This is a genomic window from Sediminibacillus massiliensis (genome assembly GCF_900156915.1).
GTDB lineage: Bacteria > Bacillota > Bacilli > Bacillales > Amphibacillaceae > Sediminibacillus_A > Sediminibacillus_A massiliensis.
Window position 1 is genome coordinate 1099247 of sequence record NZ_LT732535.1, and the last position, 22804, is coordinate 1122050.

The 22804-nt window shown below is 41.3% G+C and carries 25 protein-coding genes and 1 pseudogene; 9 read left to right on the top strand and 17 right to left on the bottom strand.

What is annotated here, in order from left to right:
* Window positions 1–104: 104 nt before the first annotated feature.
* A complete protein-coding gene (locus tag CZ434_RS06395; protein WP_077622360.1) occupies window positions 105–800 on the bottom strand; it encodes an ABC transporter ATP-binding protein in 696 nt (231 codons plus the stop codon).
* A 22-nt stretch (window positions 801–822) separates the two neighbouring features.
* On the bottom strand, window positions 823–2274 hold the full coding sequence (locus CZ434_RS06400) for an ABC transporter permease (protein WP_077622361.1): 1452 nt from the start codon (window positions 2272–2274) through the stop codon (window positions 823–825).
* Between the two features lie 263 nt (window positions 2275–2537).
* Between CZ434_RS06400 and CZ434_RS06405 the strand changes: the two genes are divergently transcribed.
* Both CZ434_RS06405 and CZ434_RS06410 read left to right on the top strand, forming a co-directional pair.
* Window positions 2538–3176 (top strand): O-methyltransferase, encoded by a 639-nt coding sequence (locus CZ434_RS06405; RefSeq protein ID WP_077622362.1) that lies wholly within the window; start codon window positions 2538–2540, stop codon window positions 3174–3176.
* Between the two features lie 89 nt (window positions 3177–3265).
* Complete coding sequence (locus CZ434_RS06410) at window positions 3266–4705, top strand: MDR family MFS transporter (protein WP_077625090.1); 1440 nt, start codon at window positions 3266–3268, stop codon at window positions 4703–4705.
* 286 nt (window positions 4706–4991) lie between these two features.
* Here the strand turns inward: CZ434_RS06410 and CZ434_RS06415 are convergent, their stop codons facing one another.
* The 3 genes from CZ434_RS06415 to CZ434_RS06425 all read right to left on the bottom strand — a co-directional run bounded on the left by CZ434_RS06415 (window position 4992) and on the right by CZ434_RS06425 (window position 7787).
* On the bottom strand, window positions 4992–5618 hold the full coding sequence (locus CZ434_RS06415; protein WP_077622363.1) for a hypothetical protein: 627 nt from the start codon (window positions 5616–5618) through the stop codon (window positions 4992–4994).
* 149 nt (window positions 5619–5767) lie between these two features.
* Window positions 5768–7123 (bottom strand): sensor histidine kinase, encoded by a 1356-nt coding sequence (locus CZ434_RS06420; RefSeq protein ID WP_245830929.1) that lies wholly within the window; start codon window positions 7121–7123, stop codon window positions 5768–5770.
* Window positions 7113–7787, bottom strand: coding sequence for a response regulator transcription factor (locus CZ434_RS06425; protein ID WP_077625092.1), 675 nt, complete (start codon window positions 7785–7787; stop codon window positions 7113–7115). The genes CZ434_RS06420 and CZ434_RS06425 overlap by 11 nt, the downstream gene beginning before the upstream one ends.
* 292 nt (window positions 7788–8079) lie before the next feature.
* On the opposite strand from CZ434_RS06425, the gene CZ434_RS06430 reads away from it, so the two are divergent.
* From CZ434_RS06430 to CZ434_RS06440, 3 genes are all read left to right on the top strand, one after another.
* Window positions 8080–8586: a hypothetical protein gene (locus CZ434_RS06430; RefSeq protein WP_077622364.1), complete on the top strand. Its 507-nt coding sequence runs from the start codon at window positions 8080–8082 to the stop codon at window positions 8584–8586.
* Between the two features lie 65 nt (window positions 8587–8651).
* On the top strand, window positions 8652–9353 hold the full coding sequence (locus tag CZ434_RS06435) for an HAD family hydrolase (protein WP_077622365.1): 702 nt from the start codon (window positions 8652–8654) through the stop codon (window positions 9351–9353).
* Between the two features lie 448 nt (window positions 9354–9801).
* Window positions 9802–10440: a pyridoxamine 5'-phosphate oxidase family protein gene (locus tag CZ434_RS06440; RefSeq protein WP_077622366.1), complete on the top strand. Its 639-nt coding sequence runs from the start codon at window positions 9802–9804 to the stop codon at window positions 10438–10440.
* A gap of 284 nt (window positions 10441–10724) precedes the next feature.
* Here CZ434_RS06440 and CZ434_RS06445 read toward each other — a convergent pair whose 3' ends face one another.
* The 4 genes and pseudogenes from CZ434_RS06445 to CZ434_RS06455 all read right to left on the bottom strand — a co-directional run bounded on the left by CZ434_RS06445 (window position 10725) and on the right by CZ434_RS06455 (window position 14404).
* The gene (locus CZ434_RS06445; RefSeq protein WP_077622367.1) at window positions 10725–11831 is read right to left on the bottom strand and encodes a flavin monoamine oxidase family protein; all 1107 of its coding nucleotides are present in this window, start codon (window positions 11829–11831) and stop codon (window positions 10725–10727) included.
* A gap of 37 nt (window positions 11832–11868) precedes the next feature.
* Window positions 11869–12052, bottom strand: a pseudogene (locus CZ434_RS21715) (IS1595 family transposase); the annotation flags it as partial.
* Window positions 12053–12131: 79 nt separating this feature from the next.
* Window positions 12132–13355, bottom strand: a complete 1224-nt coding sequence (locus CZ434_RS06450; protein ID WP_077622368.1) for an MFS transporter — start codon at window positions 13353–13355, stop codon at window positions 12132–12134.
* Between the two features lie 44 nt (window positions 13356–13399).
* Window positions 13400–14404, bottom strand: coding sequence for an ROK family transcriptional regulator (locus tag CZ434_RS06455; protein WP_077625093.1), 1005 nt, complete (start codon window positions 14402–14404; stop codon window positions 13400–13402).
* A 218-nt stretch (window positions 14405–14622) separates the two neighbouring features.
* On the opposite strand from CZ434_RS06455, the gene CZ434_RS06460 reads away from it, so the two are divergent.
* Together CZ434_RS06460 and CZ434_RS06465 are read left to right on the top strand one after the other, a co-directional pair.
* Window positions 14623–15390 carry a MerR family transcriptional regulator gene (locus CZ434_RS06460; RefSeq protein ID WP_077622369.1) on the top strand — a complete coding sequence of 256 codons (768 nt, stop codon included), beginning with the start codon at window positions 14623–14625 and terminating at the stop codon, window positions 15388–15390.
* A gap of 124 nt (window positions 15391–15514) precedes the next feature.
* Window positions 15515–15940 (top strand): MaoC family dehydratase, encoded by a 426-nt coding sequence (locus CZ434_RS06465; protein WP_077622370.1) that lies wholly within the window; start codon window positions 15515–15517, stop codon window positions 15938–15940.
* Between the two features lie 138 nt (window positions 15941–16078).
* On the opposite strand, the gene CZ434_RS06470 is transcribed toward CZ434_RS06465, so the two are convergent.
* Window positions 16079–17518, bottom strand: a complete 1440-nt coding sequence (locus CZ434_RS06470) for a glycoside hydrolase family 1 protein (RefSeq protein WP_077622371.1) — start codon at window positions 17516–17518, stop codon at window positions 16079–16081.
* Between the two features lie 198 nt (window positions 17519–17716).
* Entirely contained in the window at window positions 17717–18205 is a 489-nt protein-coding gene (locus CZ434_RS06475) for a DUF2798 domain-containing protein (RefSeq protein ID WP_077622372.1), read from the bottom strand.
* 236 nt (window positions 18206–18441) lie between these two features.
* On the opposite strand from CZ434_RS06475, the gene CZ434_RS06480 reads away from it, so the two are divergent.
* The gene (locus tag CZ434_RS06480; protein ID WP_077622373.1) at window positions 18442–18654 is read left to right on the top strand and encodes a hypothetical protein; all 213 of its coding nucleotides are present in this window, start codon (window positions 18442–18444) and stop codon (window positions 18652–18654) included.
* 73 nt (window positions 18655–18727) lie between these two features.
* Here the strand turns inward: CZ434_RS06480 and CZ434_RS06485 are convergent, their stop codons facing one another.
* The 6 genes from CZ434_RS06485 to CZ434_RS06505 form a co-directional block, all read right to left on the bottom strand.
* Window positions 18728–19378 carry an SDR family oxidoreductase gene (locus CZ434_RS06485; protein WP_077622374.1) on the bottom strand — a complete coding sequence of 217 codons (651 nt, stop codon included), beginning with the start codon at window positions 19376–19378 and terminating at the stop codon, window positions 18728–18730.
* Between the two features lie 114 nt (window positions 19379–19492).
* Window positions 19493–19798, bottom strand: coding sequence for a hypothetical protein (locus CZ434_RS06490; protein ID WP_077622375.1), 306 nt, complete (start codon window positions 19796–19798; stop codon window positions 19493–19495).
* A 124-nt stretch (window positions 19799–19922) separates the two neighbouring features.
* Window positions 19923–20054 carry a DUF5392 family protein gene (locus CZ434_RS22765; protein ID WP_179107192.1) on the bottom strand — a complete coding sequence of 44 codons (132 nt, stop codon included), beginning with the start codon at window positions 20052–20054 and terminating at the stop codon, window positions 19923–19925.
* Window positions 20041–20364, bottom strand: coding sequence for a DUF5392 family protein (locus tag CZ434_RS06495; RefSeq protein WP_077622376.1), 324 nt, complete (start codon window positions 20362–20364; stop codon window positions 20041–20043). Before CZ434_RS06495 ends, CZ434_RS22765 begins: the two co-directional genes overlap by 14 nt.
* A 15-nt stretch (window positions 20365–20379) precedes the next feature.
* Window positions 20380–21129, bottom strand: coding sequence for a GTP pyrophosphokinase (locus tag CZ434_RS06500; protein ID WP_077625094.1), 750 nt, complete (start codon window positions 21127–21129; stop codon window positions 20380–20382).
* Between the two features lie 55 nt (window positions 21130–21184).
* Complete coding sequence (locus CZ434_RS06505; RefSeq protein ID WP_077622377.1) at window positions 21185–21640, bottom strand: MarR family winged helix-turn-helix transcriptional regulator; 456 nt, start codon at window positions 21638–21640, stop codon at window positions 21185–21187.
* Window positions 21641–21987: 347 nt separating this feature from the next.
* Between CZ434_RS06505 and CZ434_RS06510 the strand changes: the two genes are divergently transcribed.
* Window positions 21988–22707, top strand: a complete 720-nt coding sequence (locus tag CZ434_RS06510) for a nucleotidyltransferase domain-containing protein (protein ID WP_077622378.1) — start codon at window positions 21988–21990, stop codon at window positions 22705–22707.
* The last annotated feature ends 97 nt before the right edge of the window (window positions 22708–22804 follow it).

Here is a 22804-nt window from a genome sequence, read left to right on the forward strand (position 1 = left end):
CTAGTAGATTTAATGTATTTGATTAATGAAAAAGGTGCATACAGTAAAGCAATGAAAAATAAAGGCCATAGCAAGTATGACCTTTATTCCTGAAAACGATTCGATTAAAAAACCTCTGCTTTTTGTCGAGATTGAATGTTGAGGTCCCCTTTTGACAGTTTTACCGTTATATCGGACATGCTGGCAATATTTTGATCATGGGTAACGACAATCACACATTTATTTTCCTTGTGGGCCAAATCTTGCAATAATTGCACGATGTCCTGCGCGGTTTCTTCATCCAAGTTTCCCGTAGGTTCGTCAGCTACGATCAGCTCGGTGTCGCAGCAAAGCGCTCTGGCAATCGACACACGCTGCTGCTGGCCGCCACTTAATGTCAACACTTTCTGCCGGGCCTGGCCGGAAGATATCCCCACCTTCTCCAACATCTTCAAAGCAAATTCTTTTTTGTTGCGATGAATCGCACTCGTAATTTCCATTGCTGTCGTTACATTTTGCAATGCTGTCATGTATGGCAATAAATTATATGCTTGAAAAACGATCGATACATATTTGTTACGGAACTTGGTAAGCCCGATTTTTCTTATGTCTTTCCCCTCATATAGAACACTGCCTTCCTTTGGCACATCGAGGGCACTGGCAAGGGCGAGGAACGTTGTTTTTCCAGATCCAGACGGCCCGATGATTGTGTAAAAATGACCGCGTTCGAAGTTTACATTAACATTTTTAAGGATATCGATTTTTCTATTTTCCTGTTTGTACCAATAACGAATATTCTTCAATTCCAGTAAAGAACTCATCTTTAACACTCCTATTCATCCATTAATCTTGTTTAGTCAATATAGTTTTCGGCTGTAGCCTTAATACCGACAGGGAAGGCAGCAATGCGGACACAACAGCGATTAACATGCCGATGACGGCAAGAATACCTAAATCGCCTCCCGTTACACTAACATTCAGTTCGTCGATTGTTTCGACTTGTCCAGTCTGGTCCTGACCAGGCATCGCACCATTGAAACCGCCCCGCATTCCTCCTCTGAAGGAATCAGGTGTATCCGTTTGTTCTGCCGATGCCAACTCCTGATTTAATAGTTGATCACTCACTTGCCCTGCAACTATGTCACCGCTGACTGAAGCAATCCCGAGCGAGATAACAGCTACGAGGAGGATTTCTACGATGAACTGTCCGGCAAGTTTCCAGCGTTGTTCTCCCAAAGCCAGTAAGACACCCATCTCATATTTCCGTTCCCTTATCGACATCATCACGATCAGTCCCAGGATTACCGCTCCTGCAATCGACACAAGGTAGACAATATTCTTAGAAAAACTTGCCACGTTTTCGATCGGTTCCACCATTTGCTGATAAAGCTGGTCATTGGCATTTAGTTGGAAGGTGTCAAAATCGATGCTGCTCTCTTTTTCAGCCTGGTCGACAAAGCTCTCCATGTCGGCCGGATCGTCAATATAAAAGACAGCGCTATCGATCGTCCCTTCGGAGTCAGACCCTTTCAACTCCGCTGCCACGGAATTAGGGACATAGATTTTGTTATAAGGAATCATGGCGGTGAAATTCATCCCCTGATCGGAACCTGTTGACGTTGTTTCATAAATACCTTTGATCTCCAATTCTATCGAAATGGAATCATCCTCCGGATTGGCCACCGAAATGGAATCGCCGACTTCCAATCCATTCTCCTCAGCCAGGGTTTGTTCGATAATAGCCCCATTTCCCCCCTCGTCTTCTTCTGTAATATGCCCACCTTCTATTAGTTGGGAAGAGCTGTCCATAAAATCGGCAGCAGAATCAGTAAACGTGACACCTTGGATACTGATATCCCCTTGTGCCGTCATTCTGCCTTGAGGAGGCTCCATGCCATATCCGGCCTCATCTTCCGTTTCTGTTCCTTCACTTTCAATCGGTTCAAAATCAGAAGCAAGCACAGTGGTGGACGAGTAAAAATTGTATCCTTTGATTTGCTCGTATGAAATCAACTCTTTTGCCGATTCGACCGGAATCGGAGCAGCTTCAAACCGTACCCGCTCCCCGTCTGACTGTTCCGACTGCATTTGTTCCCGCATTTTCTCCATATCGACCTGTAAAGTAACATCGGCACCAAGCTTCTGCCTGGCAAGATCACCGGACTTTTCTGCTGCAGATTGAATGGACAACCCTGCCAGCACCAGCACGCAGATAGCTGAGAAAATGAATATCTGTAACAAGCTTTTTCCTTTTCGGGCTTTCACACTTAAAAAAGATCTTTTCAAAAAGTTCATTGTTCTGTTCTCCTTCATATTAGATTCAACCAAATAATATAAAACCAAGGTGAAAAAACGGTGAAAATGAAGGACAACTTTATGAAAAACTTAAACATTTTTAAAACGGCAAGAGGGATTTCTTATGTATAATGAATGATAGAAAAGAAATAACAAACGTCCACACTTCCATCTATATACATCACGGCTTCTACTTCTTTAGTTAAACATGGAATCTATGGTCTCTTGATCAGGACGATATTAAGGGAAAAGGAGAATGTTAAATGAAACAAATCAACAGTTACATTGATTCAGTGTTTACTAACCAGGACGACCTATTGGAGGAAGTCATCGCTTCCATCAAGGAAAACGGGATGCCATCCATATCGGTATCACCCTCGTCCGGAAAACTGCTAAGCCTGCTCGTCGCTATTACACGAGCGGAAAATGTACTTGAAATAGGTGCTCTCGGCGGCTATAGTGGCATTTGCCTTGCCAGAGGATTCGGTAAAAATGGCAAACTCACTTCCCTAGAGTTAGAGGAGAAGTATGCCAGACTTGCACAAAGCAACCTTGCCAAAGCGGGTTTCGGCGATCAGGTATCCTATCTAACAGGACCTGCGTTAGAAAGCCTGGAAAAACTGGCTGCAGATGGTAACCGATTTGATTTTTTCTTTATTGATGCAGACAAAGGTAATTATGAAAATTACCTTAATGCTTGTGTAAAGATGGCGGAGCCCGGTGCCTTAATCGTTACCGATAATGTTCTGGCTGGCGGCAGTGTAGCGGACGACAGCATCAAATCCAAGCGGTACACGGAGTCGATGAGAAAATTCAATGAAACGGTTGCCAACCATCCTCAGTTGGAATCCGTGTTAATCCCTGTCGGTGACGGAATGACCCTTTCAAGAGTGAAAAAGTAAAATAATACCTTTTGAAACGATTTCAATGAGACACATAAACAGGTATACTATTTTTTATGCGGCTGAATTTTGGATATATGGAGGAAGATATGGAAACAAAGTTAAATACTAGAATCATTATGGTCACGTTTTTAATTGGTGCCTTTTTTGCGATTTTGAACGAAACGCTGCTTAACATAGCTTTGACAGAGTTAATGGACGTATTCAATGTCGATGCGCCGACTGTTCAATGGATGGCAACTGGCTTTATGTTGGTCATGGGCGTACTGATGCCGATTTCTGCCTTGTTGATTCAATGGTTTACGACTAGACAGATGTTCATCGGTGTGATGTCGATCTTCCTGGTCGGTACGACGATCGCCGCTTCGGCTGTCAATTTTCCGATGCTGTTGGCAGGACGTATGACACAGGCTGTCGGGACGGGGCTGTTGATTCCGGTGATCATGAATGCACTGCTCTACATGTACCGGCCGGAAGTACGCGGTAAAGTGATGGGGACTTTCGGGCTGGTGATCATGTTTGCGCCAGCAATCGGACCAACCTTGTCAGGTGTCATCGTGGACCTGTTAGGCTGGCGCTGGTTGTTCATCACCGTAATTCCTTTCGCATTGTTTGCCATTTTATTTGCGGTGAAATTTCTTGAAAATGTCGGGGAAGTCACCCGCCCCAAAGTCGACATCTTGTCGATCATCTTGTCTTCGATAGGAATCGGTGGAATAGTATATGGGTTCAGTAGTGCGGGAGAAGCCCCAGATGGTATTGCTTCAATAAGGATTATTTCCATTTTACTCATCAGTTTACTGAGTCTTGGATTATTCATCCTGAGACAGTTGAAACTGGAAGAGCCATTATTAGACGTCAGGGTTTTTAAATATCGAAACTATGCATTGGGTGTCAGTCTGTTTGTGATAGTCATCATGGCGATGTTCGCATCCGAAATTGTGATGCCGATGTATTTGCAGGGCCCCTTGGGTTATTCTGCGAAACTGGCAGGCTTAGTGTTACTGCCGGGTGCCATCCTGAATGGTCTGATGTCACCAGTCATGGGTACGTTATTCGATAAGTTCGGTCCGAAAAAATTAATGATCCCCGGAACACTGGCATTAGTCGGTGTCATGATCTTTTTCAGCAACATCAGTCCTGCCGTACATATTTGGGCATTCATTCTTGTCTACATCTTGTTAATGCTGTCAATCTCGGCAATCATGATGCCTGCCCATACTAATGCATTGAATGAGCTGCCGAAAAAACTGTATCCCCATGGGACCGCAATCGGAAACACGTTGCAGCCGATCGGCGGAGCACTCGGTGTCTCTGTTTTTGTCAGTATCATGAGCCACGGACAGAACAGCTACTTGGAAAAACAATCGGGCGAGATCACGGAGGGAGTAATGAATGAAGCCATGACGGCAGGAGTACACCATGCTTATTGGTTTGCGCTGGCTCTATGCATAGGCGCCTTTCTTATTGCCTTATTCATCAGAAGGGCGATCGCACCGGATTATGATGAGAATCAGACGAGTTCGTAGGTAGTACCTGGGTCGACTGGAGACCCAGGTGTTTTTTGTTTACTGCGTTCTCTTTGGTGATAGTTAGCATTTGTGGGAAAGGTGATGGGGAAATTATTCGACGGTTTCGGGCGATTCTTTCCGTTGTCGGGGAGAATATTGTTGTTTTCGGGGAAATTATGGAGGGCATGGGGAGAATATGGATAAAAACGGGAAATTAAGTGCTTAAATGGGGAAATTACCACAGAATACTTTCCTAGTAAAAAGCCAGGTTCATTACAAGAACCTAGCTTTTGAATAAACTTGTTTATTCAATTCCTTTAAACGGCAGCCCTTCTACTCCTAACTCTTCCAACTGTGATTCGGCATCTTCTATCAAAGCTTCTGCCTGCTCTTTCGTTTCCTCATCCAGGTTCTCCATCATTCCTCCGCGCTGGCCTCTTTCCGGCAGTTCCACCCCTAGTTCCGCCAACTGCTCCTCTGCTTCCTCACGCGTGATCGTTCCTGCTTTTTCTTCTTCCATGATTGCCTGGACTTTGGTTTTTGTTTCCTCATCCAGGTTCTCCATCATTCCTCCGCGCCGGCCTCTTTCCGGCAGTTCCACCCCTAGTTCCGCCAACTGCTCCTCTGCTTCCTCGTGCGTGATTGTTCCTGCTTTTTCCTCTTCCATGATTGCCTGGAGTTTGGTTTTCGTTTCCTCATCCAGATCAGCAAACATATCTTTATGGCTGTCTTTCTCCGGTAATTCTATGCCTGCTTCTGCCAAATTGGTTTTTAGCTCGTCCATGATTGCCTGGACCTTTTCTTTCGTGCCCTCGCTTAACGAGTTCATGGTGCTGTTCTCGGCAGCAAAAACATTTGTCGCAAGACCGATTGTTCCCCCTAATGCCAGTGCCCCTGTTAATGCATAACTTGCCACTCTTTTTCTGTTCATGTGGATACCTCCTAAGTATCTAACCTTTTCTAAGTACATCCTTACTTTACAAAACAAAAGAGAAAATCAGGTGAAAATAGGAAGTTTATTTATCGAAAAAGATAAAAACGCAAAGCTTTTCTACAAGCTTTGCGTTTTGACTAATCATTTTAATAAGGAATATTAACTTCAAAGACTGATCCTATACCGGTTTCACTTTCCACTTTGATCGTTCCGCCATGTGCAGTGACAATCCACTCGGCGATCGACAAACCTAATCCATAACCGCCTTCTTTTCTAGTCCGTGCCTTATCAACCCGATAGAACCGGTCGAAAATACGGAGTTTGTCCTCCTCTGTGATCCCGACGCCTGTATCGAAAACTTTGATGGTAAGTTGTTTTTCCCCTGTGTGGATGTCGACAGTTACTTCCCCGCCGTTATTTGTGTACTTGATGGCATTGTCGACAAGAATATACAGCAATTGTGTGAGTTTGTCTTTGTCTCCATATACCAAGGATGGATCAGCAGCTTGAAAGTGAAGGTACACTTTCTTTTCTGAAGCTAAATTTCGGAACGAAAGAGATGCTTGATCACTTACTTCGGCAAAATCAAACCATTCCCTGTTTAAACTCTGTTTTTCCTGATCGGAATCCAGATGGGCAAGAGTCAACAGGTCATTGATCAGTTTGGTCATTCGTTTTACTTCGCTTTTCATTCCTTTTTGGATTTTTGTCGTAAAAGCATCCTCTTCCCGTTTTTCCATTTCAAGAGCCTCCAAGGAGGAAAAAATGACGCTGAGCGGTGTACGCAGTTCGTGTGAAGCATTGGCTACAAACTCCCGTTGTTGGTTATAAGCTGTCTCGACGGGAACGAGCGCTTTCTTGGACATCAGATTGCTCAACCAGATTGCGACACCTATAAACAGTACAGCCAAACCTAGAAACACAATCAGCACCCATTTGAAAATCGTATTGAAATACGTGATATCCAGTCCAATGTACATCATACCGACCGTTTCCCCATTAGCCATAATCGGGCGGCCAAGCATCAGTACCCTCAAATCGAGATCCCTCAGCCGGCTGTTCTCTTCTTTATCAGCGGGAACATTTATCGTCTCCTGCTTGATTTCATTCCCAGTGACATCCCACGTCTCGATGAGCTCGAGGAACATCGGGCGCAATGGGCTGATCGCCTCATTGGAAATCAACAGTTCGCCTTCTGGATTGGTCACATAATAAAACAATTGATTTTCGCTTAAGAACACGTTTCTATTTTCCTGACGAAACCTTTGGGCTTGCGGACCCTTTGTCAGCTGCCGGACTTCCTGATTTGCCAGCTCGTTTATTTTCCGTTCTTCGTCACTTATGATAACCCTGAACAAAATAAACAGGACGATGGCAACAAAGACGACCAAGAACAAAGTCAGGATGAAGCTGTAATAGAAGGTCAGCCGCAAGCGCGTCTTTGTGAAGACATCTTTCTTATCCCAGTGAAGCCAATTGGTGAAGTAATCTCTAAGCTTCAATTTTGTAACCCACCCCGCGTATTGTCCTGATCAGGCTCACGCTTGATTTACGGTCGATTTTCTTTCGAAGCAATTTGACTGTGGCATCGATCGTTTTCATGGAAACATCGGCTTCAATCCCCCAAATCCTGTCCAAGATGAGCTCTCTTGTCAGTACTTGTCCCTTATTTTTCACCAGCATATCCAATAATTGAAATTCCCTGGGGGTTAAGTAGATCTCTTCTCCGTTTCGAAAAACTTTGCGGCTTGTCCTTTCCAGCACCAAATCCTTGATGATGACTTTTTCTTCTTGAAGAGGCGCAAGCGATCTGCGGGAAAGAGCTTTTACCCGCGCGAACAATTCATCTATTTCAAATGGTTTCACCAAATAATCATCAGCCCCGGAATCCAGTCCTTCCACCCGGTCAGACACAGCATCTCTTGCCGTCAACACAAGAATCGCTCCGCTATATCCATTTCCCCTGAGACGCCGGCAAATGGATATACCGTCCCCGTTAGGCATCATCCAGTCGAGAATGAGCACGTCATAATAAGAAGCCGTCGCATAACCGAATGCATCTTCCCCTTCTGTTACCCAATCAACCGTATCGATGCCTTTTTTCTTTAACAAGTGAACGGTCAATTCACCCAAATACACATCATCTTCTGCTAAGAGCACTTTCATCTTCCCACCCCAACCTGTTCCTGCATCCATTTCTCTTAAGGATATCAAACTATGGTGAAAAGTTAATGAAAAACGACCGTTGAGATGAAAATAATTTTATATCCATAGCCAGAGTGTCTTTTTCCAAAAATTGTGTTGTCGTTTAATTGACTGAATATTATTTGTTTTATAGGTAGTAACTATAATGCTTTTCGGGTTTTCATGAAATAACTACGGAGTTATGGAAAGAACAGGTTTCCATATTGTTTATACAAAAGCAATTTGGGTTGTTGGATAAACTTTCACAAGCTTAATGGACAGGAGGAGAAATACAATCAAACAAGAATGGGAAGAATTCAAGTCTGTTGCCGGCTGTTTATTATCGGGGATATATGCAAATAAACTGGATACACATCAGTTTGGAAAAGATCTCATCCTCCACTCTGACGAACCGGTATTGGAAATAAAAGATTCCGTCTTTTCCAACCCGGCTTATTGGAAAGTGGAATGGGCGGAAGATGAAACAGGAGATGACATCCTACAGATACAAAAACAGAAAACTCCTGCGCCGGTAAAATACGAACCGATGGATTCCCCTGTGCAGGAGTTTGTGGTGATGGGTTCTAGTTTCACTTTTGAAAAGAACCTTATCAAAAAAGTCAGCGGTTACGGTTTTAAAGATGGACAGAAGGAAAACTTGTCCAACATTGTTTTAGAAATGGAAGAATTATATATATCTATCGAAACAGGTCCCGTAATCCGCATGACCATCAGTTCCCGGAAAGCTGGTGATTTAGAAAGTTTGATATTTTCTACCTGATTTCCACTAAATTTCTGTTAAGCTTGATAAGCAGTTTTTTATATTTTTAACAGGGGGTCTAAGGAATGTCTCAAGCACTAATTTTCGATATGGATGGAACACTATTTCAAACAGACAAAATACTGGAATTATCACTGGAAGATACGTTTAACCACTTAAGGTCGTTAAATAAATGGGATGCCGCAACCCCTATCGATACATACCGGGAAATCATGGGAGTTCCTTTGCCAAAAGTATGGGAAACATTGCTCCCTGACCATTCCGAGGAAGTACGGAACCAAACGGACGACTATTTCCTTGGAAGATTGATGGAAAATATCAAGAGCGGAAAAGGTGCCTTGTATCCGAATGTGCAGGAAAGTTTCCGTTACTTGAAAGAAAATGGCTGTTCCATTTACATAGCCAGCAACGGGCTGACGGACTACTTACAAACGATCGTGCAATACTACCGACTCGATCTTTGGGTCACAGAAACTTTCAGCATCCAGCAAATTGATTCACTGAATAAGGCTGAGCTGGTTCAAAACATCGTCCGAAAATATGACATTACCAATGGCGCAGTAATTGGAGATCGCCTGTCAGATATCATCGCAGCCAAGGATAACGGGCTGGTTTCCGTGGGATGCAATTTCGATTTTGCACGGGAAGAGGAACTCGCCCAGGCAGACATAGTAATCGATGATTTGCTTGAACTGCAAGAGCTAATACCCGAGCTTAACAAGCAAACAGCTGGAAGCACAACAAAAACAAACCTTAGTTACCATTGATGGTTATCTAAGGTTTGTTTCTTTTCCATTGGCTCTGTTAAAGTTAATTGTTGATATTACTAGCAGAAAAGAACTTCCAATTTTATTAAGTAGTTCCGTTTCGGTGGAGAAACATACGAAATAACATGCCAATTAGCAGACCAAATCGCATGAAGATTTGGTCTCTTCCTTTTTCCTTGCATGCCAACGATTATAGGGTTTTAACATTTGAATTATCATACAAAATAGCACCCCTAATAACATAATGACAATAACTGTTGTAAATGTGCTATTTCCTATGTGAATTTGGATGTAATTTGCGATGCTGATTTTTTAAAACCAATCAGGAAATTGTTACTGTTAAAATAAATGGAGAGTTTGTGAAAGAGTATCCTTAAACTAACGGAGCATTATGTGGAAGAAGCAATGTTATTATTAAGGATAATATCAATCATTTAGAGGTGTACATATGAAAGGATACTATCAGTTTAAAAATATGATTCAAACAGAAGAAGAATTACGCTCAATCATTGGTTTTCCTAGTGAATTAGTAAATAACAAAGTAATTACATATCTTGATAATCATTGTTTAGAATTTATATCGAAATCACCATTTGTGGTTATTTCAACTTCGGATGAATTTGGATTTTGTGATGTTTCTCCAAGAGGAGATAAGACTGGATTTGTACAAGTTCTAAGTGAAAACCAGTTAGTCATACCTGAAAGACCTGGAAATAAAAGAATAGATTCTATGCGTAATATTTTATCCAATGAAAGAATAGGTCTTCTCTTTTTTATTCCTGGTTTGGGTGAAACATTGAGAGTTAATGGCAAAGCCACTTTGGTTACGGATGATGAACTGCTTAAGAACATGTCGTTTAAAGGAAAAAAACCTCTCTTGGGTATTGGTGTTGAGGTAGAAGAATGTTTTATTCATTGTGCAAAAGCCTTCAAACGTTCGGGGTTATGGGAACCTAATTCTTGGACAGATAAAGCCCTATTGCCGTCGGCTGCAAAAATAATATTTGAACACGCTAAACTTCCTAATACAAGTGTTGATTCTATTCAGAAAAGGCTTGAAGAAGGTTATTCAAAACGGCTTTATTAGTTGTTAAGCTAACGAGTGCTTTAGTTCAACAAGAAAATACAGAATAGAACGCTTGGGTATTTTTATTACCCAAGCGTTTTTAATTGCTATTTGAACTGTTAATTATAGTGCTAAACATAGTGTTTGTTTTTGCATGTCATTTCACATGTTAATTTAGATTTTCTCCACAGTATCGGAACTACTTACAATTTTATGGAAGTCCTTTTTTATATTGGGCTTATTTATCTATCGTCCCCGTTACCATAAGAATAATATCCCTATCTGATGATAGAGATTTAGCTGTCTTATAGCTTGTTATACAAATTAATGATTTTAGAAACTGCCTGTTCAGCCGACTGAAGTGCTCCTTCAAGATGTCCACTATATTGGGGGTCTGTCTCTGTACCAGCAAAAACAAGTTTTCTTTCCCATACACCCTTTATTGGTGGCTGGCCATAGTTCTGGTAATTTTTTAAAGGGCTGAAATCTTCCGCAACAGCTGTTTCAGAATCACTTGCCCAATCTTTGTAAAGGATAGCCTCTATGTTTTTAGCTTCATTTCCAAAAAGCTTACCTAACTGATTAACAACCAAATTTAACACTTCATCCTCACCTAATCTATTACGTGCTTCTGAAGGCATTCCGAAAAAGCCAAATAATGCACCGGAGCCATTGGTAGGAGAAGCATCATATATTTCTTCCAAGGGGCCAACAGCACTCAAAACATATCCGGAAAGCCCAGCCTCCCTCCAAAAGGGACGATCATAAACTGCAACCACCTTGGCCTGTCCCGCCATCCACGTAGGTTTATTTTCTATGTCGACGATAAGCTCTGGTGGGAGGGAAGGCGAAAATTCAATGTGCTGCGCCACAAGACGAGGCGGCAATGCCAAAATAACACCGTCTGCCTGAACTTTTTCCCTTTTTCCATTGGATAGTTCTGTTTCAACCGTTATATCGCCAGCTTCATCCAGCTGAATTTTTTCAACTCGGGTTTCCAGTTCGATTACTTCAGAGGGAATCGTAGCTGCTACAGCATCGACAAGAGACTGCACTCCTCCAGCGATTCGAAGCCATTTTTCGTCAGAACTTTCTTTCAGCTCACAACGCTCAGGAGGCTTGATTTGAAATCGTTCTATAAGAATATCGCCTTTCTTATATTGTACGATTGTTTCTAAGTTTAGTTCTTCTATAAGACTAGCAATATGGCTCTCATGCTGTGGCCAAAACCATGTTGGCCCAAGGTCGAATCTGCCCAAATCAGGTCTGTTGGGATCTGAGGCACTTAAAACTCTTCCGCCAATCCTATCTCTAGCCTCTAGTACTCTGCATTTAATACCTTGTGCAGTAAGCAGGGATGCAGCACGCAGGCCACTTAAACCCGCGCCAACTATAATCACAGGATTGGTCATAATTTTTCCTCCTTTTGACTGTGTGAGTTGTATAAATTCACCTGAAAAGCATCACCGTGAATGTAGATAATCTAAGGGTATCATAGGTTTCGACACCTGGAAATAAATTCTTTTTACCAACATATAATTCAAATTCATCAATAACTTCATTTCGCTGATGATGGATGCTCTCTAATACCTGTAACCAGGCCGGGGTAATTGTCGAGATACTTGGTTGCGACCTATTCAAATATCAAAAACGCTCCTTCCTATTGTCTATCATAGAGTTTTTTATCTTAGATTCTTAGATAGCAAGCTTCATCAACCAGTTGAACTGTCTTTTCGCCTGGTGTATATATTTTTCTTTTGCAGCAAAAGGTTCAATTTTTCCGAGCTCAGCAGCATTGCTCCAATGAAACCAGCGACACACAACGGAAAAATCCATATAGTGAGATGTGATGCACCATATCCAATAAGAGGCGGCACGAATGTAGTACCTGTATAGGCAATTGCCATTTGGTAGCCCATGATTGTCTGGGAATGTTTCTTGCCGAAGCGTACCGGTGTTTCATGCAGCATACATGGAAAAATCGGTGCAAACCCCAATCCGATCAGAATAAACCCAATTAGCGAGAACAGGGACAAAGGCAGGAACAAGAGCAGGACTCCCGCTAAAGCCAATAACTGTCCAGTCCGAATCAGATTCCGGTTACTTACCTTGAACGTAATAAATCCGGTAATAAATCTTCCAACCGTCAATCCTGCCCAATAGAAAGAAACCCATTTGGCAGCATCAGCAGCCGATAAGTCTTTGACATTCACCAGAAAGCTGCTTCCCCAGAGCCCCATCGTCGATTCAACTGCACAATAAAAAAAGAAAGACATAAGAGCAAGCTTAACCCCGGCGACTTGAAGAGGTTTGACAGATACATTGCTTTCCGGATCAACCGAATCCTTTGTTTCATGCTGTTCATCTAAGAAAGGGGTGTTTGTTTTCTCCACTTTTTTCCATAAAGGCAAAGCAAAGAAAAGGACGGCAACCAAGGAGAACTGGATGATGGCAATGGCTAGATATCCATGCCTCCACGAACTTTGGTCCGAAATAAACATAGCCATGATGATAGGTCCGGATGTGGCACCGACTCCCCAAAAACTATGCAGCCAACTCATATGATGTGCTTTATAATGCCTGGCAACATAGTCGTTCAATCCTGTATCGATAGCTCCGGCACCTAACCCAAGTGGTATGGCGCATACAATCAACCAAACAAGAGATGGCGCAAATTGGAATCCTAGCAAAGATGCTGCAGTCATCAAACAACTTACAAGTGTGACTTTTCCGGTCCCGAACCGTTTCAGTACCATTCCACTGGCTAAACTGGAAACGATGGTACCACCGGCAATTATCATGAAAAGGTACCCAGCGGTTTCTAACGGGGCATCCAAGTCTTGTTGCATTACAGGCCATGCCGCCCCTAACAAAGAATCAGGCAAACCAAGACTGATAAAAGCGAGATAGATGATCATTAATAGCAATGTCGCCATATGTAATACCTCCATTAATCTGTATCTACTAGCAATTCTTCTATTTAACCGATTGTTTCGTTCAACATCAGGTCCAATCCAAGGCTGTTCAATCCTCGCAAGTAATCTTGTTTCCAGTCACTGATGGTAAGTTCCGGTAGATGTTCAGCCGGTATATAGGTTGAACAAGCTTGTTCAATTTTCTTCAATGTCGTTTGTTCCATCTCATCATCACAAAAAATGACCGAATGCGGATTAACGATGGCCGCAAACGAAGCTATCAATCTGCTAATGGCATCGATTTCACTGTCTTTGTATAAAATTCCACTATCCGGATCACTGCCAATTTTTAAGGCTTGCCCAAAATTACAGTCATCATACTGCGGAACGAATGTAACCTCTCCAGAAAAAAACGTACTTCCTCTCACCACAGAACCATTAATCATTATTCCTGCTCCGGGACCATTTTGGCCGGAGTACAAATAGATAAGCGATTTCTTTTCCTTGACTGCCTTGTCACTGTGATAACCGAGCACCGCTGCATTCATATCATTTTCGACGACCACCGGGACGGAAAAACGCTCCTCATAATATTTTTTTAAATCGATATGTTGAAGTTCTTCATAGTCCGGTATGAAAAAAATACGCCCATTGTCGACCGAACCCGGCACACCAATTGCGATAGAGCGAATCGTTGGATAATTTTCCATTAACTTTTCCATACAATCGGTTAAGGAATTCAGGATATTGCCTGTCAGCACACTGGGCACTTTTCTTTTCTCTTTTACTTCTCCTGAACAATTAGAAATAATATAATTCGTTTCTGACCGCTCCAAGAATATGGACAAGCTCAACATGTAATCAGAATTATATTCGTATCTTTTCGCTCTTCTGCCTCCACTGGAATCATCTAAACCTGCCGTAATGACTTCTCCCCTTGTTTCCATTCGGGAAACGAATTTGCTTATCGTGGGGAAACTTATCTTAAGTCGTTCACTTAATTCCGCTTTCGTTGCGCTGCCCAACTTTAAGAGGCTTTCACGTATCCCCCGCAATATGACCATTTTCATTGACTTAGGAGTAACGGATAAATCATCCACAAAATCCACCTCCAAAAACTTATTTAAGAACTTTAATAAGTTGCCACCTAAGTTTACCACATTGGTTTTATAAGACAATAAACAACTCCCTTCCCTTCCATCAACGGATAAAAAATATTTTTATCCAAATATCTATTTACATTGACGCAACGTAAAGGTGTAAAGTGAAATTGTCAGGAGGTGATCTTATGGAATACACCGTTAAAAAACTTGGAATGCTGGCAGGTGTCAGTACACGAACCCTGCGTTATTATGACGAAATCGGACTGTTAAAACCCGCCAGGATCAATTCGTCCGGATACCGGATCTACGGACAATCAGAAGTAGATAAGCTGCAGCAGATTCTTTTCTATAAAGAGCTCGGAATGGAACTGGAAAAGATAACGGAAATAATCCATGATCCGTCCTTTGAAGCTGTCGATGCATTAATGGACCATCACACGAAATTATTGGCCAAACGGAAACAACTCGATCTACTAATTGCTAATGTGGAGAAAACAATTAATGCAAAGGAAGGGAGAAAAAAGATGACTGATAAAGAAAAATTCGAAGGGTTTAAAAAAAGTTTAATTGATGAGAATGAACGTAAATTCGGGAAAGAAATAAGGAATAAATATGGAGACAAAACAGTAGACCGATCAAATGAAAAGTTTCTCGATATGAACCAGGAGGAATATGAAGAAGTAACAGGTTTGGCCGAGCAGATCCATGACACACTGGCAGAAGCATTTAAAACCGGTGATCCTGCTAGTGATATCGCTCAAAAAGCCGCTCATCTTCACAAACAATGGCTGACCTATTACTGGCCGAAATACTCAAAAGAGGCCCATGCCGGTGTCGCGCAGATGTATGTCGACGATGACCGGTTTAAAGCCTATTACGACAAAGACCAAGACGGTATAGCCGAATTCCTTCGAGATGCCGTGCTTATTTATACCGGAATGACAAAAATTTAGAAAAACAGGAGGAGTTGCGGATGAACAAATCCACTCCTCCTGTTTTTTGATGCCGATTTTTTCCCTTGTTAAGTAGCTGATGCTAAAATAAACGAGATTACAAGGAAAAAATAGAGGTGTTAAAGTGAAATTTGACGAGTTTACAATTGGACAAGTGATTAATACGAAAGCATACCGATTATCAAAGGAGGACATATTGCGGTTTGCTAGTGAATTCGATCCTCAATATATGCATTTGGATGAGGAAAAAGCGAAAGAAGGACGCTTCGATGGAATCATTGCCTCTGGCATCCATACCCTGGCGATTTCTTTCAAGCTTTGGGTCGAAGAAGGATTCTATGGGGAGGATGTGATAGCAGGTACGAAAATGAACAACATTAAATTCGCCAAACCTGTCTACCCTGGTGATGAATTGCATAACTCCGTGGAAGTTATCGATAAGCAATCAACGAAAAAAGAGTCCGGCATACTTACTGTATTGCTGTCGACTTTCAATCAGAAAGAGGAAAAGGTTTTCGAGGGGGAGTTGTCCGTATTGATCAAACGATGAATTACATTATTTCGGCCTATCTTTTATTATCCCGAATCCTAAATAATAGCAGCAAAAACAGGAACTGGAAGGTTCCTGATGAGAAGTAATCCACCCTCCTTAAACATGCAAAAAGGCTGCCATGGCAGCCTTTTTGTTTTACAGTTTATTTCCATTTGAAGCAATTACGTCTTTATACCAGAAAAAAGAATTCTTCCTTTTCCGTTCGAGTGACCCACTGCCATCATCCTGTTTGTCCACATAAATATAGCCGTAACGTTTAGAGAACTCTCCTGTCGACATGCTGACCATGTCAATGCATCCCCAACTCGTATAACCCATTACATCAATACCGTCTTCGATGGCTTCCCCGATTGCCTGGATGTGGCTGCGTAAATAACCAATCCGGTATTCGTCATTGATGGAACCATCTTCTTCGACCTTATCATAAGCACCCAGCCCGTTTTCTACGACGAATAACGGTAACTGATAACGGTCATACAATTTATTCAAGGCGATGCGCAATCCGACAGGGTCAATTTCCCAGCCCCAGTCGCTGGCTTCCAGAAAAGGATTACGGACACCGCCAACAATATTCCCTTCCGTAGCCTCCTCCTCTGTTTTCACTTTCTTTTCTGTGCGGGACATGTAGTAACTGAAACCGATGTAATCAACTGTGCCTTCCTTCAAAAGTTCTAAGTCGCCTTCTTCGATGTCCAATTCAATATCGTGCTCTTTTAAATATCTGTTTAGGAAAGCAGGATATTCACCACGCACCTGTACGTCTGCACAATAATAATTGAACAGTTGCTCTTCCTGCAGGGCATGCATGACATTTTCCGGGTTGCTGTCATAAGAATAGACAGGTGCAAACAGAATCATACATCCGATTTGGGAACCGGGAATGATTTCATGTCCTGTTTTAACTGCAATCGCACTTGCCAGAAATTGATGGTGGTATGCCTGGAAAGTCGGCTGGTACTTGTCCTCTTCCTTTTCAATAGCGAATCCCAGACCGTTAATCGGCATGATCAAACCGCTGTTGATTTCATTAAAGGTCATCCAGTACTTCACTTTGTCCTTATATCGGGCAAAAATGGCTTTTACATATCTCTCGAAGAATGTGACCACTTTCCGATTTCTCCAGCCACCGTATTCTTTGACAAGGTGGAGCGGCATTTCGTAATGAGAAATGGTAACAACCGGCTCGATACCATGTTTATGTAATTCATCGAAGACACGATCATAAAAAGCCAGCCCCTCCTCATTCGGTTCGGTTTCATCTCCATTTGGAAAAATTCGTGTCCAGGCAATTGACATCCGGAATGCTTTGAATCCCATCTCCGCAAACAAAGCAATATCTTCTTGATAACGATGATAGAAGTCGATTGCTTCATGATTCGGATAGTAATATTGCTCCGGGTGGAGATGAAAGTCAAATCCCGGTTGCGTCAATATTTGCAAACGCCCTTTCCCGCCCGGGAGAACATCAGCGACGTTCATTCCTTTGTTTCCTTCCTCAAACCCGCCTTCTATTTGGTTGGCAGCAGTAGCCCCTCCCCATAAAAAGCCTTTAGGAAACTGATACGTTTTCGTCATATTTCATTCCTCCAATAAAACTTTCCTTCAAAGAAATGATATCTTTTCAAACCCTATTAGTAAACGAATCTATCTTGCATACGGAGTCATTTCTTTTTCTGTAACGATGAAAAGTCCAAAATGGCACGCGGTCCTCCCGCAATAGAGAGGGGACCTTGATAAAGCCTGTTTAAAAAGAGTTAACCAGCATAAAGCGTTTCAGCTTCCGTGCAGCTCCATAGTTCCTTTCCTTTTTATTGCCTTAAACAAGTACCGGACCAACGGCCCCATGAGCAAGAGCTGCAAAGGAAAAGCAAACACAAAATTTTTGAGTGCGATTGAAAAGTAACTCCCAATTAATGCTCTTCCCTCAAGCCCTCCTGTTAAGTAAGTCATTCCTAATCCATAAAGCGACATACAGAGAACCATCCCTGTTACCATGCAAATGGAAATAGATAATATGACAAGTAGTTGATTGGACTTGTCATACGGCAAAGCAAAGGCAATTCTATGCGCAACCGGTCCTACAATGAACAGTTCCAATAGAAATGCAATTAGAAAACCCAAACACATTTGCAGAAGTATTTTCGGAACAGATACTGTTCCAACCAGCCCATTTACGAACAGGTTATAAAATGTCATGACTATAACCATTCCGGTGCACATCATCAAACCAAAATAAAAGTTCTCTTTTTTCGTTGTTGGCAAATTTATCATCCTTTTCTTCAAGATACCTCGTTATTATAGAGATAAGGCAATCAGCTTCGTAAGTGAACTTTTTGTGAACATTGCAATTTTAGTAACTGATACAGAGTCGGAGAGTTTGTGGAAAATATCGACCATAAAGAAAAAAGAGCTGCTGAAATGTGAAACGATTTTCTGTCAGAAACGTATTCAATAAGAGAAAAGTAAATATTTGTGGAGAAAAATGGGAGGTTCTTTTATTGGAGGTTTTTTTGATTAGTTTTTTTTCGGCCATCATCATCTTTATAACAGTGTTTTCGATCATCAAGGTTTTAAATATCGCCTTAACAAGAAAGGAAATATCTAAACGAAACTACCGGCTTATGATGACCGGCACCATTTTCATCGGTGTTTCTGCATCCGCAATTTTGCCGTTTGGATATCAAATGCTTTTTGAGTCGATTTTGCTATAACAAGCAATTCCATTTTGAGCCAAAAAAGAGTGTCAAACCGCAACGCAGTTTGGCACTCTTTTTAAAATGGTTATTAAATAGATTTTACTGCTTCTTTAACAGGAGTTGTTCCGGCAACCACTTGAAATTCCTTGCCGACCGTATCCTTGTTTTCGAGAGAGGCAACGATGACGCTGGCGACGTCCTGCCTGGAAACTTCTCCTCTTTCTACTTCGGATGCTGCGTTCACCTGTCCTGTCCCTTGATCGTTTGTCAGTGCGCCTGGATGAATGATTGTATAATCCAAATCTGTCCGTTTCAACCACTCATCGGCATAATGTTTTGCGGCAACATATGGGGCGAACGAAGAAGGAGCAGCCTGTATAGCTTCCCGTCTCGTATCAAACGAACTGACCATAACGAAACGCTTCACTCCGGCAACTTTTGCTGCCTCGATTGTTTTGACCGCACCATCCAAATCAACCATGATTGTTTTGTCCTTTCCAGTATGCGGTCCGGATCCAGCTGTGAATACGACTGCATCCACTCCCTCGGCAGCTTTTGCGATCGAATCGATATCCTGTTCCAAGTCCACTACTGCGGTTTCCGCTCCCAAGTTTTCAAAGAAGGAGGCCTGCTCCTCGTTACGGATCATTGCTCTTGCTTCCAAGTTGTCGGTCTCCTGGATAAAAGTAACAAGATGTTTTCCAATTTGGCCGTTGGCTCCTACCACTAGAACTTTCATATCCTCCACCCTTTCTACTCACTATTTATTGTCTTCTTATCCTATTGTAAGCAAAAAAGCAGGAAAAATATAATATTTAGTCTGTTGCCGGTTCATATCCGGAGTGGGTGCCTATCAACCTAACCACACGGCCATGACAAATAATGACCAAACAGTAGCAGGGACTCCGATCGTGAAGATGACAAGAAGATACAAAGAGATGGTTTCTTTCTTTATTTTACGATAGCGTACTTGTACCAAAGCAGATACCACAGATAGTAAAAACAGCAAAAAACTGCATGTATATAATACTGCCAAATAGGATGCAGGATTCACTTTTGCCAAATGGTCATAAAGGAAATAAGCAATATCCTGACCCAATATCCCGATAAGGATTGCTGAAAACAAACATCCGAAGGTGAACTTTCCGTTGTAAAGCATTATCCTTCACCACCTGTATTTACATCTATTTTTAACAGTTTATTTCAATCAACCTTCATTTCATACCTGTCAAATAGAAAAAGCCGTTTCCTTAATGTGGAAACGGCAGTCAAGAAGTAGGCATTTAATTCTCTATCATACTTTCCTCATGTTTCAAAAATTCATAGAAAGTATGGAAAGAGTGTACCGGCTGTGTTTGAAGCTTTTCTATATACCTCTGTTTGGAGAGTTCCGGTACAAAATCACTCTTTGGCAATCCTGTCTTTCATATATTCCAAACTCATGTTGGCTATCTCTTTATTTTTGTGCAGTGTTTCTTTAAACAATGCAAAGCCGATTGCTCCTGCCAAAGAAATAATTACAGCAGAAATAGCCGATTCCTGGCTGATTCCTACTTGAAACAACAAGAAAAATAAATTGATGACCGAAAAAGTAATAAGTGGAATCGAGATGAAAGTCATCCTTCTGGTTTTTTTCATGAATGGCATGAGCTTGTTCTGAAAGTTTTCAAGTTCTTTCTTCACATAAACGGAAGCAGTTATATCCATCTTCTCTTGTTTCATCATCTATCACTCTCTTCTTTACTTATTCATAAACGGTTTTAATAAGTCGTAAGGCAAGGTGAATGTTTCATCGTTTATTTGCAGCTTTTCCACGTTATGACTATGGGAAGCATCCTTGATCGCACTCATCTCCTGGTGAATCGATTCCATTTTTTTATCCAGCTGTGCCGCAGTGACCGCGGCTTCTTTCAATTCATTTTTCAAACGCTCGGGCACCGCTTTATTGTATTTGTAATAAATTTTGTGTTCCAGGCTTGCCCAGAAATCCATGGCAATTGTTCGAATCTGTACTTCAATGCAGACATTTTCCACTCTGTCGGACATGAAGACAGGAACTTGAAGGATTAAGTGCAGACTTTGGTAGCCATTCGGCTTCGGATTTTCAATATAATCCTTCACTTCAAGTACTTCCAAATCCTGCTGTGACTGCAGCATATTGCTCAGTTCATAAATATCTTTGATAAATGAACAGGTTATGCGTATCCCGGCGATATCTTTAATATTTTTCTTGATAGCGGAAAGAGAAAGGTCGTATCCCTTCCTATAAACCTTATTCAAAATGCTTTCAGGTGACTTCACCCGTGATTTGACATGTTCAATCGGATTGTAATCATGGATATATTGAAATTCTTGTTTAAGGATATCAATCTTCGTATTAAGTTCATCAAGAGCGAATTTATAGGACATCATGAATCTAGTCAGCTCTGTTTTTAATTGCTTGATTTGTGCCAAACCCAATCCATGTTTCGATTCTTCGCTATTTGTCATCGAATTAGTCAGTACTGGTTTCATCTTCATTCTCCTATGTCAGACTTCCTGCAATTTACTTTTGATCCTTTATAATATCTCCAAGCAGCCGGTCCAATTTGGTAAGATTCTCCAGCAGATTGGATCGTTCTGCCTCACTGAAGTTACTCACTGCGGGTGTCAGGAGCCGTAATATTTGCTCTTCCTTTTCCGTACTTTTGGAAAGACCTTCATCAGTCAACGTCAATAAAATCGTGCGCCGGTCCTGCTCATTGGTTATTCGTTGTACCAATTTCTTTTCATGCAGCCGGTTTATGATCGAGGTCACGGAGCTCTTCTTCAAACCGAACTCTTTGGCAATTTGAGAGGAAGTGCAAGATTCCGTACTTTTAATGAAAAATAACGTTACAAGCTGTTCCGTCGTCAATAAATTACCGGCAACATCCCTTAAAAGTTGGATGAATTTACGGTTCAGTGAAGTGTTAATGTCTACATATGCTGATGCAAACTGTCTGATATCGATGTTTGTCATTTGTTCCTCCTGGAAAATGGTTAGAATATCTAACTATTAAATATTCTAACTTTTTTCAAAAAGATTGTCAATCGACTGTCCTCGCAATCCTATTGGGTACTAATAAACCCACACTCTCCACCAGGTAGAGGGTGCTGTTTTTCAAGAATAAATTGCGACAACTCAAATAACATAATGACAATAGCTGCTCATTATGCTATTCCTATTTTTTCAATAATCAGAAATTGTAATTTTATGGTAAAATAAATGTGATAGTGTGAAAAAGTCACTTAAACTAACGGGCAGTTTAATGGAATAAGATGATGGTGATCTTTAAAACGAAAGATTTTATTTAAGGGGTTAAAGCTATGGGAAATTTAAACAAGTTGCAACCGATTAAAGCAGCACAGGAGTTTATAAATAAATATTTTCCCTCTTGTGATGGGGCTTTGTTGGCAGGAAGTGTCGTTCGTGGTCAAGCCACAGAAACATCTGACCTTGATATTGTAATATTTGATAATGAATTAGACTCAGCTTATAGGGAATCACTAATTGAATTTGATTGGAATATAGAACTATTCGTTCATAACTTGAATTCATATCAGGACTTTTTTACAAGTGATTATAAAAGAGCTAGACCTTCGTTACCAAGGATGGTATCAGAAGGATTGGTTTTAAAAGATAATGGAGTAATGAATACTATCAAAACTGAAGCTCAAGAATTGCTATCTAAAGGTCCAGAAATATGGTCATCTGAAACAATTAATATTAAGAGATATTTTATAACGGACGCACTGGATGATTTTATTGGATGCGAAAATAGAAAAGAAGGAATATTTATTGCTAACACACTTACTGAACTTGTTAGTGAATTTGTTTTAAGGACAAACAATAGTTGGATTGGTGCATCAAAATGGGTTTTACGTTCTTTAAAACAGTATGACGATGCTTTCGCAGAGAGATTTGTTGAGGCGTTTGATTTGTATTATAGAGAAAATTCCAAGTCCAAAGTTATTAATTTGGTGGATGAAATATTAAAACCTTATGGGGGACGCTTATTTAACGGTTTTTCATTGGGGAAGCGGTAATATTGTAGAACTAACAGGTCCATTAATTTAATTAGACAATAAAAAGAAAAGCTCAGAGATTAAAAATTTCTGAGCTTTCCTCTGTGCTAATTATATT

Bases quoted from the DNA above. Each gene is read 5' to 3' on its own strand.
- CZ434_RS06395 (WP_077622360.1), bottom strand. From the start codon at position 800: ATGAGTTCTTTACTGGAATTGAAGAATATTCGTTATTGGTACAAACAG.
- CZ434_RS06400 (WP_077622361.1), bottom strand. From the start codon at position 2,274: ATGAACTTTTTGAAAAGATCTTTTTTAAGTGTGAAAGCCCGAAAAGGA.
- CZ434_RS06405 (WP_077622362.1), top strand. From the start codon at position 2,538: ATGAAACAAATCAACAGTTACATTGATTCAGTGTTTACTAACCAGGAC.
- CZ434_RS06410 (WP_077625090.1), top strand. From the start codon at position 3,266: ATGGAAACAAAGTTAAATACTAGAATCATTATGGTCACGTTTTTAATT.
- CZ434_RS06415 (WP_077622363.1), bottom strand. From the start codon at position 5,618: ATGAACAGAAAAAGAGTGGCAAGTTATGCATTAACAGGGGCACTGGCA.
- CZ434_RS06425 (WP_077625092.1), bottom strand. From the start codon at position 7,787: ATGAAAGTGCTCTTAGCAGAAGATGATGTGTATTTGGGTGAATTGACC.
- CZ434_RS06430 (WP_077622364.1), top strand. From the start codon at position 8,080: ATGGACAGGAGGAGAAATACAATCAAACAAGAATGGGAAGAATTCAAG.
- CZ434_RS06435 (WP_077622365.1), top strand. From the start codon at position 8,652: ATGTCTCAAGCACTAATTTTCGATATGGATGGAACACTATTTCAAACA.
- CZ434_RS06440 (WP_077622366.1), top strand. From the start codon at position 9,802: ATGAAAGGATACTATCAGTTTAAAAATATGATTCAAACAGAAGAAGAA.
- CZ434_RS06445 (WP_077622367.1), bottom strand. From the start codon at position 11,831: ATGACCAATCCTGTGATTATAGTTGGCGCGGGTTTAAGTGGCCTGCGT.
- CZ434_RS06450 (WP_077622368.1), bottom strand. From the start codon at position 13,355: ATGGCGACATTGCTATTAATGATCATCTATCTCGCTTTTATCAGTCTT.
- CZ434_RS06455 (WP_077625093.1), bottom strand. From the start codon at position 14,404: ATGAAAATGGTCATATTGCGGGGGATACGTGAAAGCCTCTTAAAGTTG.
- CZ434_RS06460 (WP_077622369.1), top strand. From the start codon at position 14,623: ATGGAATACACCGTTAAAAAACTTGGAATGCTGGCAGGTGTCAGTACA.
- CZ434_RS06470 (WP_077622371.1), bottom strand. From the start codon at position 17,518: ATGACGAAAACGTATCAGTTTCCTAAAGGCTTTTTATGGGGAGGGGCT.
- CZ434_RS06485 (WP_077622374.1), bottom strand. From the start codon at position 19,378: ATGAAAGTTCTAGTGGTAGGAGCCAACGGCCAAATTGGAAAACATCTT.
- CZ434_RS06490 (WP_077622375.1), bottom strand. From the start codon at position 19,798: ATGCTTTACAACGGAAAGTTCACCTTCGGATGTTTGTTTTCAGCAATC.
- CZ434_RS06495 (WP_077622376.1), bottom strand. From the start codon at position 20,364: ATGATGAAACAAGAGAAGATGGATATAACTGCTTCCGTTTATGTGAAG.
- CZ434_RS06500 (WP_077625094.1), bottom strand. From the start codon at position 21,129: ATGACAAATAGCGAAGAATCGAAACATGGATTGGGTTTGGCACAAATC.
- CZ434_RS06505 (WP_077622377.1), bottom strand. From the start codon at position 21,640: ATGACAAACATCGATATCAGACAGTTTGCATCAGCATATGTAGACATT.
- CZ434_RS06510 (WP_077622378.1), top strand. From the start codon at position 21,988: ATGGGAAATTTAAACAAGTTGCAACCGATTAAAGCAGCACAGGAGTTT.